13 protein-coding genes are annotated in these 14,979 nt (G+C 29.8%); 7 read left to right on the forward strand and 6 right to left on the reverse strand.

The window, feature by feature from the left end:
* Nucleotides 1–4 precede the first annotated feature (4 nt).
* Nucleotides 5–958, reverse strand: a complete 954-nt coding sequence (gene moaA, locus B3040_RS08580; RefSeq protein WP_291572215.1) for a GTP 3',8-cyclase MoaA — start codon at nt 956–958, stop codon at nt 5–7.
* A gap of 15 nt (nt 959–973) precedes the next feature.
* Entirely contained in the window at nt 974–1,462 is a 489-nt protein-coding gene (locus B3040_RS08585; protein ID WP_291572217.1) for a MogA/MoaB family molybdenum cofactor biosynthesis protein, read from the reverse strand.
* Between the two features lie 282 nt (nt 1,463–1,744).
* Between B3040_RS08585 and B3040_RS08590 the strand changes: the two genes are divergently transcribed.
* A complete protein-coding gene (locus B3040_RS08590; protein WP_291572219.1) occupies nt 1,745–2,584 on the forward strand; it encodes a pyridoxamine 5'-phosphate oxidase family protein in 840 nt (279 codons plus the stop codon).
* A 322-nt stretch (nt 2,585–2,906) separates the two neighbouring features.
* Here B3040_RS08590 and B3040_RS08595 read toward each other — a convergent pair whose 3' ends face one another.
* Both B3040_RS08595 and B3040_RS08600 read right to left on the reverse strand, forming a co-directional pair.
* Nucleotides 2,907–3,104, reverse strand: coding sequence for a hypothetical protein (locus B3040_RS08595; RefSeq protein WP_291572221.1), 198 nt, complete (start codon nt 3,102–3,104; stop codon nt 2,907–2,909).
* 125 nt (nt 3,105–3,229) lie between these two features.
* Entirely contained in the window at nt 3,230–4,345 is a 1,116-nt protein-coding gene (locus B3040_RS08600; protein ID WP_291572223.1) for an amidase domain-containing protein, read from the reverse strand.
* A gap of 446 nt (nt 4,346–4,791) precedes the next feature.
* Here B3040_RS08600 and B3040_RS08605 point away from each other — a divergent pair, with 446 nt between their 5' ends.
* Nucleotides 4,792–5,244, forward strand: a complete 453-nt coding sequence (locus tag B3040_RS08605; RefSeq protein ID WP_291572225.1) for a ferritin-like domain-containing protein — start codon at nt 4,792–4,794, stop codon at nt 5,242–5,244.
* Between the two features lie 216 nt (nt 5,245–5,460).
* On the opposite strand, the gene yfcE is transcribed toward B3040_RS08605, so the two are convergent.
* Entirely contained in the window at nt 5,461–6,003 is a 543-nt protein-coding gene (yfcE, locus tag B3040_RS08610) for a phosphodiesterase (protein WP_291572227.1), read from the reverse strand.
* Nucleotides 6,004–6,465: 462 nt separating this feature from the next.
* Here yfcE and B3040_RS08615 point away from each other — a divergent pair, with 462 nt between their 5' ends.
* From B3040_RS08615 to B3040_RS08635, 5 genes are all read left to right on the forward strand, one after another.
* Nucleotides 6,466–8,205 (forward strand): ABC transporter ATP-binding protein, encoded by a 1,740-nt coding sequence (locus tag B3040_RS08615; RefSeq protein WP_291572229.1) that lies wholly within the window; start codon nt 6,466–6,468, stop codon nt 8,203–8,205.
* Nucleotides 8,206–9,993, forward strand: a complete 1,788-nt coding sequence (locus tag B3040_RS08620) for an ABC transporter ATP-binding protein (protein ID WP_291572232.1) — start codon at nt 8,206–8,208, stop codon at nt 9,991–9,993.
* A gap of 149 nt (nt 9,994–10,142) precedes the next feature.
* The gene (locus tag B3040_RS08625) at nt 10,143–10,397 is read left to right on the forward strand and encodes a (2Fe-2S) ferredoxin domain-containing protein (RefSeq protein WP_291572234.1); all 255 of its coding nucleotides are present in this window, start codon (nt 10,143–10,145) and stop codon (nt 10,395–10,397) included.
* The gene (locus tag B3040_RS08630; RefSeq protein ID WP_291572236.1) at nt 10,388–12,094 is read left to right on the forward strand and encodes a [Fe-Fe] hydrogenase large subunit C-terminal domain-containing protein; all 1,707 of its coding nucleotides are present in this window, start codon (nt 10,388–10,390) and stop codon (nt 12,092–12,094) included. The genes B3040_RS08625 and B3040_RS08630 overlap by 10 nt, the downstream gene beginning before the upstream one ends.
* Nucleotides 12,091–13,266, forward strand: coding sequence for a SpoIIE family protein phosphatase (locus B3040_RS08635; RefSeq protein ID WP_291572238.1), 1,176 nt, complete (start codon nt 12,091–12,093; stop codon nt 13,264–13,266). Before B3040_RS08630 ends, B3040_RS08635 begins: the two co-directional genes overlap by 4 nt.
* 49 nt (nt 13,267–13,315) lie before the next feature.
* Here the strand turns inward: B3040_RS08635 and murJ are convergent, their stop codons facing one another.
* Complete coding sequence (gene murJ / locus B3040_RS08640; protein WP_291572240.1) at nt 13,316–14,857, reverse strand: murein biosynthesis integral membrane protein MurJ; 1,542 nt, start codon at nt 14,855–14,857, stop codon at nt 13,316–13,318.
* Nucleotides 14,858–14,979: the final 122 nt, after the last annotated feature.

The following is a 14,979-nucleotide window of genomic DNA, read 5'->3' on the forward strand; positions in this document are numbered from 1 at the left end:
GAATCTACCCCCCAATTTGATACATTAACTTTTTACTGGTACTTTCAGGCTGTTCTAATAAATTGTGTTCTTTAGGTTTATGGTATATACTCGCTCTAAGTGCGGAAACAAGAGCTAAGTCATTATCTAAGTGTGGAGTTAAGTCTAATTCCTTCTCAGAGTGAAGGCAAGGTTTAATTGTGCCCTTACTCGTAAGTCTAACTTTATTGCAGTTATTGCAGAATTTGCAACTTATGGGACTAATAAACCCAACCTTACCTTTTGCATTTGGCAATTTAAAAAGTTTTGCGATTCCTTTATCTAATGTATCAGTAGGAAAAAGCTCGGAATGGTTATTTAAAATTTCTTCAGAGGTTATCAAACCATTTTTGTAAAATTTCTCACCCTCCCCAATAGGCATCAATTCTATAAATCTTATAGTAAGGGGTAATTCCTTAGTAAGATTAATTAAATCTGTAATTTCATCATCATTTATACCTCTAATTAAAACAGTATTTAATTTTAATTCTAAATTAAGAGATAAACACTTATTTATTGCATCTTCTACTTTGGATAATTCACCATATTTAGTTATTACTTTAAACTTATCTTTTTTTAGTGTGTCCAAACTTAAATTAACCCTGTTTAACCCACACTGTTTTAAGGATGTGACCATATCACCTAAAAGAACGCCATTTGTTGTTATTGAAATATCCTTAATATTAACTATCTTTGAGGTATTGTAGATAATCTTTTCTATATTATCTACAACTAATGGTTCGCCACCTGTAAATCTTACCTTTTCAATTCCAAGTATAGATGCTGCTTTTAATATTTTATTTATATCTTCGGAGTGAAGGTAAATATCTTCCTTTTCGTTACATATACTTTGAGGCATACAATAAATACACCTTAAATTACATTTTTCTGTGATAGATACTCTAATATAATCTATATTTCTTCCTTCCCTATCAAACATTTCTCTCCCTCTTTCCTAAGTTGCACATTCAAATGCTGTTCCATTTAAAATCTCTACTCCATGCTTTAAAGCTGGAATTATAGCTTGAAGATTATCTACAGCACCTTTAGGGCTTCCTGGCAGGTTAATTATTAGAGTTTCATTTCTTATACCAGATACTGCTCTTGAGAGCATAGCTTTAGGCGTTATCTCTAGGGAGTGAGCTCTCATTGCCTCTGCAATTCCTGGTACCTTCTTAGTCAGCACTCTTTCAGTAGCTTCAGGAGTAACATCTCTTTTTGAAAAACCTGTTCCTCCATTAGTAAGTATAAGATTTACTCTAGCTTCATCACATAAATATAGTAACTCTTTCTCAATGATATCTATCTCATCCGGTATTATTTTATAATAGCTTACGGTATAATCCCTTGTAGGTAATGCTGCCTTAATGGCAAAACCTGTTAGATCTTCTCTTCTCCCTGCAGCTCCCTTATCACTTATAGTTAATATTGCACTTTTTATCATATTTGCACACTCCTTATCAAAATCAGGTGTTACATAGGTTAAACAAGGCTTGTCATATTTAAATTTTACCATTTAATGTAAATATATCTATAGAAAAGTTTCTATAATAAATGACAAAAACTGGTTAAATGCGAATGTATTTAATAACTAATAATGATAAAAAGTACAAGCTGTGATGATAAATGTTATAAACTGTAATAATGAGTATTAAATTTTCTAATGAATATAATGGCAAAGTATGTTATTTTTATAAATATCTAAGATAAAGCGAGGAGATAAATCATGATTAAAACTTTAATCTTATATAACAGTGAGGAATATAACGCTGTGGAATATATAGAAAAGCTTTCGTTAATACTTGGCCCAAGTAAATATGTTTCAGTTCAAGACTTTAATGAGGAATATGAAAGTTTTAATATTTTTATAATTTATCTAGACATGGATTATGAGCAAAAAAATGTAGAGTTTCTGAATCTAATAAATAAATATAGAGAAATCTTTAAGAGGAAAAAGCTATTAGTGTTTACTTTCGAAAAAAACTTGGAGAGTTTCAACTGGATTAAATCTAGTATTGAGAAAGTGGCTTCAGATAATTTAGTGGATTATAGAAGAATTCCACAAAAGTTAAGCGAATTATATAAATATGGGCTTGAAGTAAAAACATTGTCAGAAAGATATATATTGCAAATAGATGAAGGAAGTTTAAAAGAACAAATAGAAGATTTTTTAAGCACAAGATCTGTGGCGAATCTATCAACTTCAAATTCAGAGAATAGTCGTTCAACCCCTATAGAGTATATTTATAAGGATAATTATATATATATTTACTCTGAAGGCGGAATTAAATTTTTTAATTTACTTCAAAATAATAAAATCTCTTTATCTATTTATGATAGCTATAAAAACTTTAATGAGTTAAAAGGAATGCAGATTTCTGGAGTAGCATATATAATCTCCCCTAAAAGTGAAATTTATGATGAAGTATTAAAAATGAAGAACATTAATAAATGGACATTATCAACCTTATTAAATGTTATAAAAATTAAAATTAAAAAGGTTGAATTTTTAAATAGTGATTTTAAAAAGTTAGGTTATAACATCAATCAGATTTACTATTTCTAGGGTTGTTATTAAAACTTTACTGTTTTACATTAATATCTTTAATTTCTATAACAATATAAGTTCTAAGTCATAGTATATATTAAGAAGTACTATTGAAGGAGATAGATTAAAATAATTGATAAGCTTTATAGAAAGTTATTGGCAGATATTATTATTCTTATAGTTACAATGTTGTGTAGTTATATTTATAGCATATTAACAAAGTATTCTATGTAAATTTCATAGAATACTTTGTTAATTATTATAGTTAAATTTACATACATTTTTAAGCTAGCTAGCATAATACTTTTTAGTAAATTTTATAGAAGAATAAAGGCTTATATTATTCCTGATCTATACTTGTTAAAACAGGATCAAATAGATCTATACTACATTTATGATTTTTCCAGTGATAACAATTTTCACAACTCATAGAATTTTCAGCACCTACAGTATTAATAACGTTACTACATAATGAATCATAACCAGGGCACTGAATTGCTACCATCATTAATTGTTCTCTACTTGGTGAGTTATTCATATTGCAACCTCCTTCATATTAGAATTTTATTAAATAACTATAACATCAAATATAATTACTCGTTATTGTAAAATATTGAGTTTGGAAAACTACTTTAGATATATAACAGTTATTAATATTAAAAATTAAAAGTGAACTCTTACAAGCCAAAACTTTATTTTTTTATCACTCCATCCAAGGTCCCATGGTACATTAGATCTATCAGTATTGTGACAGGTAACTAAAGAATATCCATTGGAGTCTGCACCCGTGACGACAGATATGTGAGTAATATCACCCTTTTTTTCATAGGCTACAAAATCCCCTGGTTGAAGCTTATATGAAGCTTTAAAAACTTTTTCGTAATTGCCGTAAGCTATTACAGAGGCTCTTCCGCTATTAACCATATAGTTTTTGAAACCATCAGCATTTAGCCATGCTCTAGTAGCACCACTTTTATCATAGTTCCAAGCACCATTTTTTCTAAATTTACCACCTTCAAATAAAATTTGAGAAGCAAAGTTAGCGCAGTCTCCGCCTTGAGGATTATAATCCCTATAAGCTTTATTGTATTTAAAGCCATATTGTTCTTCTGATGCAGCACCACAATACTTTTGGGCATAATTTACTGCTTCAACTCGTCTTTCTTTTAATGTAGTAAAGTCTCTGGAACTTTGACTAAGTATAAATTCCTTCATAGTGTCTGTTTTTATATTATCTAAATCTAGAGAATCAGCAAAAGGATCTTTATACCACTCTTTAGTGATTATCCACTCACCCTCCTTATTATTTAGATTTAGTATATGATAAGTTCCTATCCTGGAACTGTTAATATTTTCAACATTATTTTCATAGGCATATTTATATTCTGTAGAACAAATTAAATTAACAGAATACTTGCCATCAGAACCTTTTATGGATCTAATTACTACAGTTGGTATAATATCAATGAACTTGACTCCCTGTTTGCCTTCCCAGTTATGCAAGTATTTCATTTTCTTCATTTCATGTTCCATTGCCCAGATGCCATATTTTGTTTTAGTATCATAAATTGAGTCAATTATTTCTGCGTCACTATTTAGTATAGCTTTATTTCTTCTCTGAAATATGTCATTTACTGCTTTAGTGACTTCATCTTTTGATGCTTCGTCAATTGCAAATATATTTGTAGACATAAGAAAACTAATAATTATTGAAGATATGATTACAGAAAATAATTTAAACTTTTTTAGTGTGAAATTTTTATTTGCATCAAAAATCATAAATAACACTCCTTTATATGAGAAGAATACTCCGTAAGATCAATTTTTACTTCTATATATCATATATACAGAACTTATTAATTAATTGAGAAAATAAAAACATAATTATCAACTATTACGAATAACTAGAGAAATGTATTATTAAGTCATATTATTTTCACTTATGTAATTTTCATGTAGTAAAAGTATGCTTCAAAAAGATACTTTTTATCAGTATTATTTAATGAATAATACTTGGTAATTTAATGATATTAATACAAATATTAATTTTTTAGATTTTTTCTATATAAATGTATTTTTAAAACAAAGGTATATAAAACATTCTTTCAGTAAAAGAGTAACATATTAGTAGTTTTAATCTTGGAGAAGTAACAAAACAAAGAATATATCATAATCTATAGTGTAAGGCTTTACAGGCAAAAGCAATTTTTTTAGGAGGAAATCCTGTGTATCAACAAAGTTACAGAGATTTAAATGATGACATGAATTGCTCAAAAAACTTAATTGACCTACTAATAGAGGCAATGAAAGATGAAAGACATGATAGAGCAAAATACAAAATGATGATGGATATGACAAAAAAAGAGAAAATTAAAGAACAAATAAACTTTGCCTATGAAGATGAAGGGAAACATTATAAGATGTTTCAATACATCTTCTATCAATTGACTGGTAAACAAATTGATATTCCAATTCCAGAAGTTGAAGAATATGATGAGCTAATTGATGCTGTAGAAACCAGTATAAATGGAGAATTAGCTGCCGTTGAATTGTATAGAAAAATCCAATCTATGTTACCCAATATTGGTTTAAGAGATATGCTTTTTGAAATTATTACTGATGAACAAGAACATGCAACTAGATTTACTTATGTATTTAGTATGCTAAATGAGGATTAAGTATTAAAATTATTATTTCATATCTAAATAAGATATAGAATACGATAAAGATACTGCAAAATATATCCTATTTTATTTTGCATTTCCTTTTATAAGTTGCCTAAATTTATCTTACAATGTAAAAACAATATTGCAACTTATATAATACTAACTTTTCAATAATATAATAAAAATAGAATGTCTAACTTTAGACATTCTATTTTTATGATAAGATAATTATAAGTTCATTTCCAAGTAAATTTTGCCTTCAAGAGTTTTAACATAAAACTTATTTCCATCAATTAGTCCATAAGTATTTGGGTGTCCTTCTTTTGGAAGAGTTATAGACCCAGGATTTAATATGTAAATATCATCTACCAATTTTCCTGATGGAATATGAGTATGTCCATGAATTAAAACATCATTCTTTGATAACTTCGGCATATTATTTTCGTTATATAAATGACCATGTGTAGCAAAAATTCTTCTGTTATTATGTAGCAGGATGCTGTAATCAGACATAATTGGGAAATTTAAAACCATTGAATCTACTTCACTATCACAGTTTCCTCTAACACTAATGATACTTTCTTTAGTGTCATTAAGTAGCGAGATAACCTTTTGGGGATTATAGTCTTCTGGTAAGGGATTTCGAGGTCCGTGATATAGGATATCTCCTAAGATAATCAAAAAATCTGCTTTTTCATCTTTGAAAGCCTTAATCCCCTCTTTAGCATATTTGTAAGAACCATGAATATCTGATAAAAAAAATAACTTCATATCTTTCCTCCAATTATAATTAAATTTAATTTTAGCATAAGAATCTATAACTTTAGGTATTTGCTTATAAGTTATATCTCTCTGGTTATATTTTAGTCTTTTAATCTTATTATAATAGAAACATTAAAATATACTCAATAGTTTGAAAATAATTGTTGACATGTTTTGCCAAAGGTATGTATAATATAATTATGGAAAATTTATTAAAGAATTCAAAAAGGAGGTAGGAAAATGTTAAATATAAGTTTTAGAAATACACAAGTACAACTTAATAATTTAAACTGCTTTACCCTACCTCAAAATTTAGGTTTTTAAGAGAACTGTTATTTTGCATGTCTAGTCCTAGGGTATTCCCTAGGACTTTTTATGTATATGTCAGCGAAGCCATAATCCTAAACCATGTGGTTATTGGATTATGGCTTTTTATTGTAGCAAAATTATTGCACTAAGGGGGCGGATAAAATGAAAAGAATTTTAAGCTACACTAAAAATCATAAACTATTAACGTTTTTGGGTACCATATCCATGATAATTGTTATAGCAGCAGAATTAATTAATCCTTATCTAATTAAAGTTTTTACTGACGATATTATTATGAATGGTAAATATCAGCTATTATCTACTATACTTTTAGGAATAGTAGGTATTACTGTAACTAAATTTATATTTGGTTACCTTAAAGAGTTTTTGTTTGACCTTCTTGCATCCAAAGTTGCTAGGGAGTTAAAGCAAACTATCTTCGATCACATTCAGGGTCTCTCCTTCTCCTACTTCGATGATATGAACACTGGTGAACTAATGTCCAGAGTTGGAGAAGACGTAGATAATATTTGGATGGTACTTGGTTTTGGACTTAGACTATTTATAGAAAATATAGTTTACTTTGTTTTAGCATCATTTTTATTGATACGAATTAATTTACTTTTAACTATTGTAGCACTTATAACAATGCCTGTAATTGCATTAGTAACAATTAAACTTGAAAAACAACTAGATAGTGTTTTCGAGAAAATTAGTGATCATACTGCGAAACTTAATACCACAGCTCAGGAAAATATTGCAGGAGTTAAGCTAGTTAAAGCTTTTGCAAGGGAAAAGCATGAAATCCTAAAATTTTTAAAGTTTAACAATAAAAATTTTGATTTAAATATGGAACGTGCTAAAGTATGGGGAAAATTCTACCCTATTGAAGAATTTTTAGGCAACGTATCTATTGTGCTTGTTACTTGCTTTGGAGGAATTTTAGTTATTAAAGGATCAATGACTGTGGGTACACTTCTTGCATTTATTAATTATTTATGGTTATTGATATGGCCAATGAGAATGCTTGGTTGGCTCATAAGTTTACTATCTCAAAGTAGCGCTTCTGCTAAAAAAATCGAAAAAATTCTTCAAGTTAATCCAAGTGTTAAAAATAGTGCTAATCCATCTAAAATTAGTGAAATTCAAGGGGAAATTACCTTTGAAGATGTATTTTTTAGATATAAGGAAAAACCAGTGCTTAAGAATGTTGACTTGGATATTAAGGCAGGAAGTACTGTTGCCATTATGGGTACTACAGGTTCTGGTAAATCCTCACTAATTAGCCTTCTAAACAGAAACTACGATATTTTTAAAGGTACATTAAAAGTTGATGGAGTTGATATAAAACACATTGATTTAAATACCCTTAGAAGCTCAGTATCTATTGTTCCACAAGACTCATTTCTATTCTCGGATACTATTGAAAACAACATTAGATATGGTAGACCAGATGCAACTTTAGAAGAAATAAAAAAAGCCTGCGCTACTGCATGTGCTAGTGAGTTTATTGACGAACTTGAAGAAGGTTATGATACTTTAATTGGCGAAAGAGGTGTCGGACTTTCAGGTGGTCAAAAACAAAGGTTGTGCATTGCTAGAGCACTAATTAGGGATTGCTCAATCTTAATACTAGATGATTCAACTTCTGCTCTAGATATGGAAACAGAATACGAATTACTAAATAATTTATATCACAGTGATAAAAAAGTTACTACCTTCATAATTGCTCATAGAATTTCTGCAGTTAAAAATGCTGATGTTATTATATATATGGAAGATGGCCGAATTGTAGAAATAGGTAATCATAATACTTTGCTTGAGAAACAAGGAAAATATTATGGTATATATAGAACTCAGTTTAAAGACTTTTTATCACTTGGAGATGAGGAGGTGTCATAATTGGCAAAGAATACTGTAAAACAAGATGAGAAGGTTATCTCACTAAAAAACAAAGAAATATTTTTGAGGCTGTTGGATTATTTGAAACCTTTCAAAATAAAAATTACCTTAATCTTAATACTAATGATAATTATTATGATTAGCGGTTTGCTTAGTCCAATGATTCTAAGAATTGCTATTGATAATTTTATCAAATCAAAAAATGTAAGTGGTATGCTGATTATTAGTGGTGTATTATTATGTTTAAATATAATAAGTATGTATTCTAATAGAGCATCTATATTACAAATGAACAAAATAACAAATAAAATTCTATTAAATATAAGACAAGAACTATATATTCATATACAAAAGCTATCCTTCTCATTTTTTGATGATAGACCTGTAGGCAAAATTCTAGCAAGGGTTGTGGGGGATGTAAACTCTCTTTCAGAATTATTTTCAAGTGCGGTGACCACTCTAATACCGCAAATACTAACAATTATTTCTGTTGCTGCAATAATGTTCTATTTAAATGCAACACTTGCTCTTGTTTCTATAACTGTTCTCCCCTTGCTTTTTATTAGCTTGTTTGGATTACAGGTTTTTATTAGATCTAAATGGCAAGTTTATAGACAAAAGCGTTCTAACTTAAATGGGTTTACCCACGAGTCATTTTCAGGGATTAGAATCATTCAAAACTTTACCTATGAAAAAGAAAGTTCTAAGAATTTTAATAATTCCGTAAATAACTTAATGGACTCCTTTGTTAATGCTGTATTATACAATGATTTTCTATGGCCTATTATAGATTTTTTTTGGGGAATTAGTTATATACTAATCTTTTGGTATGGTGCTAAACTTTCTCAATCTGGAAATGTAACTATAGGAACTATTGCTGCATTTACTTCTTATGCAGGGATGTTTTGGAGACCTATCTTAAACATTGCTTCTTTTTATAATACCTTAATAACAAATTTCGCAGCTGCTGAAAGAATCTTTGAAATCATGGATATAGTTCCAGACATTAATGAATTAGAAGCTAACGAAATAATGCCATCAATTAAAGGAACTGTTGAATTTAAAAATGTTACCTTTGGATATGAGAAACATATTCCTGTACTTCATAATGTTAGTTTTAAAGTTAAACCTGGAGAAACCATAGCTTTAGTTGGACCTACTGGTGCAGGAAAAACTACTATAACAAGCTTAGTAAGCAGGTTCTATGATACAAATAAGGGTGAAGTACTAATCGATGGCAAGAATGTTAAGGAGGTTAACCTTAATTCACTAAGAAGTCAAATGGGTATTATGCTTCAAGACACCTTCTTATTCTCAGATACCATTAAAGAAAATATAAGATACGGAAAATTAGATGCAACAGATGAAGAAATCATAATAGCAGCTAAGGCGGTAAATGCACATGATTTTATTATGAAACTTGAAAATGGTTATGATACTCAAGTTAATGAAAGAGGTTCTAGGCTCTCTGTTGGACAACGTCAACTTATTTCTTTTGCTAGAGCATTACTTGCAAATCCTAGAATTTTAATTTTAGATGAAGCTACATCAAATATCGATACTGCCACTGAAATTTTAGTTCAAAAAGGCATTAATAAGCTACTACACGGAAGAACCTCTTTTGTAATTGCTCATAGGCTTTCTACAATAAGAGATTGTGATAAAATAATGGTGATTGATAATGGAACAATTATTGAGGCTGGCACTCATGATGAGTTAATTAGAAGAAAAGGATTTTACTATAATCTCTATATGGCTCAATATAGATTTTTAAATGAAGGAGCTTAAACTAAATCAAAAGTGCAAATAGACTGCATGAGGGACTAGCCTCTTGTAGTCTATTTTACTTAGATGTATAATTTAACACTGCATTTAATTGACGAAACTTTCACAAAGTTCTATAATTTATTTATAGGTAAATAAAGGGGTGGTTAGGTATGATAGTAAAGGTTTGCGTTGGTAGTGCTTGCTATGTAAAAGGATCTCATAAAGTTATAAGCCGCATAAAAAGATTAATAGAATTAAATAATTTAGTAGATAAAGTTGAACTTAAAGCTGCTTTTTGCTTAGGACACTGCACTAATGCTGTTTCAGTAGAAATAGATGAAAGTGAAACTTTTGGGGTTGACCATAATTATGTAGATGAGTTTTTTAATACTCATATAAAGGAGAAGGTGGAACAATGCAAGTAATGAATTTTTCTTCAGCTAATTGTAAGAATTGCTACAAGTGCGTAAGAATTTGCAATGTGAAAGCAATTGAAGTGAAAAATGATCAAGCTCAAATAATCGAGAATAGATGTGTAGCATGTGGTCAATGCCTTGTAGTTTGTCCTCAAAATGCAAGAGATGTTTTATCAGATATAGAGAATGTGAAAGTAGCTCTTAAGAAGAAGAAAAAAGTTATTGCTCAAATTGCCCCTGCCTTTAAAGGTTTTTTTCAGTATTCTGCTAAGGTTATAACTGCTCTTTATAAATTGGGATTTTCCTCAGTAGAAGAAGTTTCTATAGGAGCCGAATTAGTATCGTTAGAGTATGAAAATATAATTAACAATAGTAAAAATACAGAGTTTCTAACTAGTTGCTGCCCTTCAGTTATGATGCTTATTGAAAAGTATTATCCCGAGCTAATTCCTAATGTAATTCCCGTAGTATCCCCAATGATTGCGCATGCAATGAGTATCAGACAAAGATATGAAGATCCCTATATAGTATTTATTGGGCCTTGTATCTCGAAAAAATGTGAAGCTTTGTCTGAGGAAAATATAGGAGTTGTTGATGCGGTACTTACTTTTGATGAAATTGTAAAATGGCTAAAGCTAGAAGGTATAGATTATAACTCCTGCGAAGATGGGAGTATGGATTTTACAGGTACTACTAGAGGTGATTGCTACCCAGTAGTTGGTGGAATTTTAAGAGCTATATCCCCTACTCTCAAAGCTAAAAGTTTAGATTCTATTAGAGTGCACGGTATCGAAAATTGCAAGAATCTTTTAGAGGAAGTAAAAAAAGGAAATTTAAGTAAAGTTTGTGTAGAATTAAGCGCCTGTAATGAAAGTTGTCTTGGAGGACCTGGAGGTTCAACTTCCAATGAGAGCGTTTATACTAGAATTCAAAGAATTCAAAGGCAAGTAAAAAAACTAAACAATGAAAAATACTTGGACATCTCAAAATTTAATGTTCCATTAAGTAGAACTTTTAAAAATAAGATGATGGATTTGCATATTCCTAAAGAAGAAGAAATAAATCAAATTTTAAATAAAATGGGAAAATATGATAAGGAAGATGAGCTAAATTGTGGTGCTTGTGGCTATAATACTTGTTATGAAAAAGCTATAGCTGTTTCACAGGGAATGTCTCAAATAGAAATGTGTGTTCCTTATATGAGAAGTATGGCAGAGCGTACCACTAATGAAATATTTACTCATTCACCAAATGTAATATTATTTTTGGACAAAACATTGACTGTTAAAGAAATAAACCCAATTGGTGAAAAACTATTTTCTATGACTAAAGAAGAATTGAGAGATAAACATATTAGCTGTGTAGTTCAAGATCCTGATTTTCAGTGGGTTGCCAATACAAAACAAAGTATGATAAAAGAGAAGGTGTTCTATAGAGAATATAATTATCATGCCTATAGAAGTATTATATATATGGAAAAGCACTCAAGTTTACTTGTTATTTATACTGATATTACTGAGGAGGAAAAGAGGAAGCTTGAGCTTTCTCAATTGAAGCATAATGCCTTAGATGTAACTCAAAGTATTATTGATAAGCAAATGCGTGTAGCTCAAGAAATTGCTAGTCTTCTTGGAGAAACTACTGCAGAAACTAAGGTAGCTCTTATGAAGCTAAAAAAAGTATTACAAGAGGAAAAAGAAGTATGAAGAATTATTATATAGATGTAGCAAACTTTAGCTTAAATAAATATGGTGAAGAACTCTGTGGAGACAATGTAGAAATAGTTACTACAGAAGATGGGCTGATAGTTGTAATGTCAGATGGTCTTGGAAGCGGAGTAAAAGCTAATATTTTAGCAACCTTAACTTCTAAAATAGCTATTACCATGCTTAAAGAAGGTGCTACTATTGAAGAAACTATAGACACAATAACTAATACCTTACCAGAATGCCAAGTGAGAAAACTAGCCTACTCTACTTTCACTATCTTAAAAATCAAAAATAATGGTGAAGTTTACATGGTTGAATATGATAATCCTCCAGTTTTTTTCTTTAAAAATGCTAGAGAAGGTGAACTCCTAAAGAAAGAAAGAGAAGTTAACAATAAGATTATTTATGAAACTAGTTTCTTAATGGGACAAGGTGATATGCTTACCATAGTTAGTGATGGTGCTGTTCACGCTGGTGTTGGTCAATTATTAAACTTAGGCTGGCAGTGGGAACATATCAATAATTTTTTAAAAAACTTAGTGATGAAAGAGAAAACCTCAGAAAGTATTTGTAGACATTTACTTGAGGTATGCAAAAACTTATATGATGATAAACCAGGAGATGATACTACAGTGGTTACGGTAAAATTAAAAAAGGCTGAATATATGGACATTTTTACTGGGCCTCCCAAAAGGAAAGCAGATGATAAATTACTGATTGAGGCCTTAGAAAAATGTAATGGGAAAAAAATATTGTGTGGAGGTACAACAGCTAATATTGTTTCCTCTGCTCTCGGCAAGGCAATTACTATAGATTTAGATAATTATAGTAGTGAAGTTCCTCCTATGGGATATATGGAAGGAATTGATTTGGTAACTGAAGGATTATTAACTCTAAACAAAACTAAAGATATTTTATTAAACTACTTAAATGAAAAAAAACAAAAAAGACTCCCCTCCCCTCTTGATGGACAGGATGGAGCTTCAAAATTAAGTAAGATGATTATCGAAGACGGAAGTCATATTCACATTTGGGTTGGTCAAGCTGTAAATCCAGCTCATCAAAATCCATTGTTCCCAAGTGATTTTAACCTAAAAATGAAAGTTGTTAAAGAATTAGTTGAAATTTTAAGAGCTTTAGGAAAAATCGTTGAGATAACTTACCTATAGTTACAAACTTGTAAAAAGCAGTTAAAATGTGAATTTTAACTGCTTTCTTTTATCTTATAAATTTTCGCTTTATTGAGTTATAAATAATTGTGAATTCATCCACTTTCAATAGGCTTATTGCCACTGCATACACAACCACGCCTACACCCCCAGAGATTGTCAATCCTAGTAATATTCCAATATTACCACTTAAAATTTTATATGTAGCGTTGTAGGTAATGCTAATAACAACTCCCATGAGGATAGAAGCTAATATAATTTTACAAACAGTTACTAAGATAGCTTTTTTATCAACACCACCTATTTTCTTATTTAAACTTTTAAATAATAGTAGAGCGCAAAGAGCCGCTGCAACTGAGGAAGATAAAGCAAGTCCAATAAGACCTATATATCGTACTAAAATTAAATTTAAAATAATATTCAAAGCAACTGATATTAATCCATTATAAGTGGATGTTTTGGTATCTTGCATTGCATAAAGTGCCCTATTAAATATATCTCTTACACTATAAAAAGGTAATCCCAAAGCATAGAAAATTAATACACTGGAGGTCATAGCAACTGATCTATCATCAAAGACTCCTCTTTTAAAAAGTATGGTAATAATTGGAACACTTAATATTAAAATACCAATGGTACAGGGAATCATTATTAAAAATATATTATTAATTGATGAGATAATGTATTTTTTGAATTCTTTCATATTGTCTTCATTAATACTTCTTGCTAGCGCTGGAAAAACCACTGTAACAATTGCAACGGCAAAGGTTGAGTAAAACACATCAGAAACTCTATCTCCAAAACCAAGAGCTGCAATGCTTCCAGCTGGTAATCCTGAACCAAGAGCATTATTAACTAACCTGTTTATCTGATTTGCACTTGCTCCAATTAATACTGGTAATACTAGAGTAATCATTTTTCTTACTCTTTTATCCTTAATATCAAAAATCATTTTAAACTTGAAGCCATGTTTTAATAAAAAAGGTATTTGTGCTATGGTTCTTAATGCCATACCAATAACGGTTACAACAGTAAGTCCTACTACACCACCCTTTGCACCGATAATAATATAGATAATTATTGGTAAGTTTAATAATATACCTACAATAGCTGGACCTAAGAAATCATCTAAGGTTTGTAAAATTGCAGTATAAGCAGCATTGATTATTAAAAAAACCAAACTTACCACACTAATTTTCGTCAACTGAACAGCTAAAACATAAGTTTCACCTTTAAATAAAGGTGCGATTACTTTTACGATTTGAGGGGCAAAAATATAACTAAAAATAATCAAAACTATTGATACGGAAAAAAGTATATTGATTATGTTATTTGCAAAAATAAACATTTCTTCTTTACCCTTTTTTGCTTTAACTTCACTAAGTATAGGTATAAATGTAGTGCTTATTGCAAGTGCAATCATAATAAACAAAACATCGCATATTTGCATTGCCATATTATAGGCATCAGTTTGATATGTAGTTCCAAAGGTACTAGCAACTAATGAATCTCTTAAAAAGCCTACAGCCTTATTTACTAGAGTCATTATCATAATTATACTAGCTGCCTTTGCTAATCGTTTATTTGGCATATTAGTCTCCTTTATGAAAATATATTTGTGCAAATCAAATTAAAGTTAGTATTCAATGTAAGTGATAATCTACTTTGGTTGATTAGGCCTTTTAGTTTTAATCTACAAAGTCTATAAAATGT

This window comes from Clostridium sp. UBA4548 (assembly GCF_002387895.1).
Taxonomy (GTDB): Bacteria; Bacillota; Clostridia; order Clostridiales; family Clostridiaceae; genus Clostridium_J.

Excerpts from the sequence above, each read along its gene's own strand:
- moaA (WP_291572215.1), bottom strand. The coding sequence starts at position 958 with ATGTTTGATAGGGAAGGAAGAAATATAGATTATATTAGAGTATCTATC.
- B3040_RS08585 (WP_291572217.1), bottom strand. The coding sequence starts at position 1,462 with ATGATAAAAAGTGCAATATTAACTATAAGTGATAAGGGAGCTGCAGGG.
- B3040_RS08590 (WP_291572219.1), top strand. The coding sequence starts at position 1,745 with ATGATTAAAACTTTAATCTTATATAACAGTGAGGAATATAACGCTGTG.
- B3040_RS08595 (WP_291572221.1), bottom strand. The coding sequence starts at position 3,104 with ATGAATAACTCACCAAGTAGAGAACAATTAATGATGGTAGCAATTCAG.
- B3040_RS08600 (WP_291572223.1), bottom strand. The coding sequence starts at position 4,345 with ATGATTTTTGATGCAAATAAAAATTTCACACTAAAAAAGTTTAAATTA.
- yfcE (WP_291572227.1), bottom strand. The coding sequence starts at position 6,003 with ATGAAGTTATTTTTTTTATCAGATATTCATGGTTCTTACAAATATGCT.
- B3040_RS08615 (WP_291572229.1), top strand. The coding sequence starts at position 6,466 with ATGAAAAGAATTTTAAGCTACACTAAAAATCATAAACTATTAACGTTT.
- B3040_RS08625 (WP_291572234.1), top strand. The coding sequence starts at position 10,143 with ATGATAGTAAAGGTTTGCGTTGGTAGTGCTTGCTATGTAAAAGGATCT.
- B3040_RS08630 (WP_291572236.1), top strand. The coding sequence starts at position 10,388 with ATGCAAGTAATGAATTTTTCTTCAGCTAATTGTAAGAATTGCTACAAG.
- B3040_RS08635 (WP_291572238.1), top strand. The coding sequence starts at position 12,091 with ATGAAGAATTATTATATAGATGTAGCAAACTTTAGCTTAAATAAATAT.
- murJ (WP_291572240.1), bottom strand. The coding sequence starts at position 14,857 with ATGCCAAATAAACGATTAGCAAAGGCAGCTAGTATAATTATGATAATG.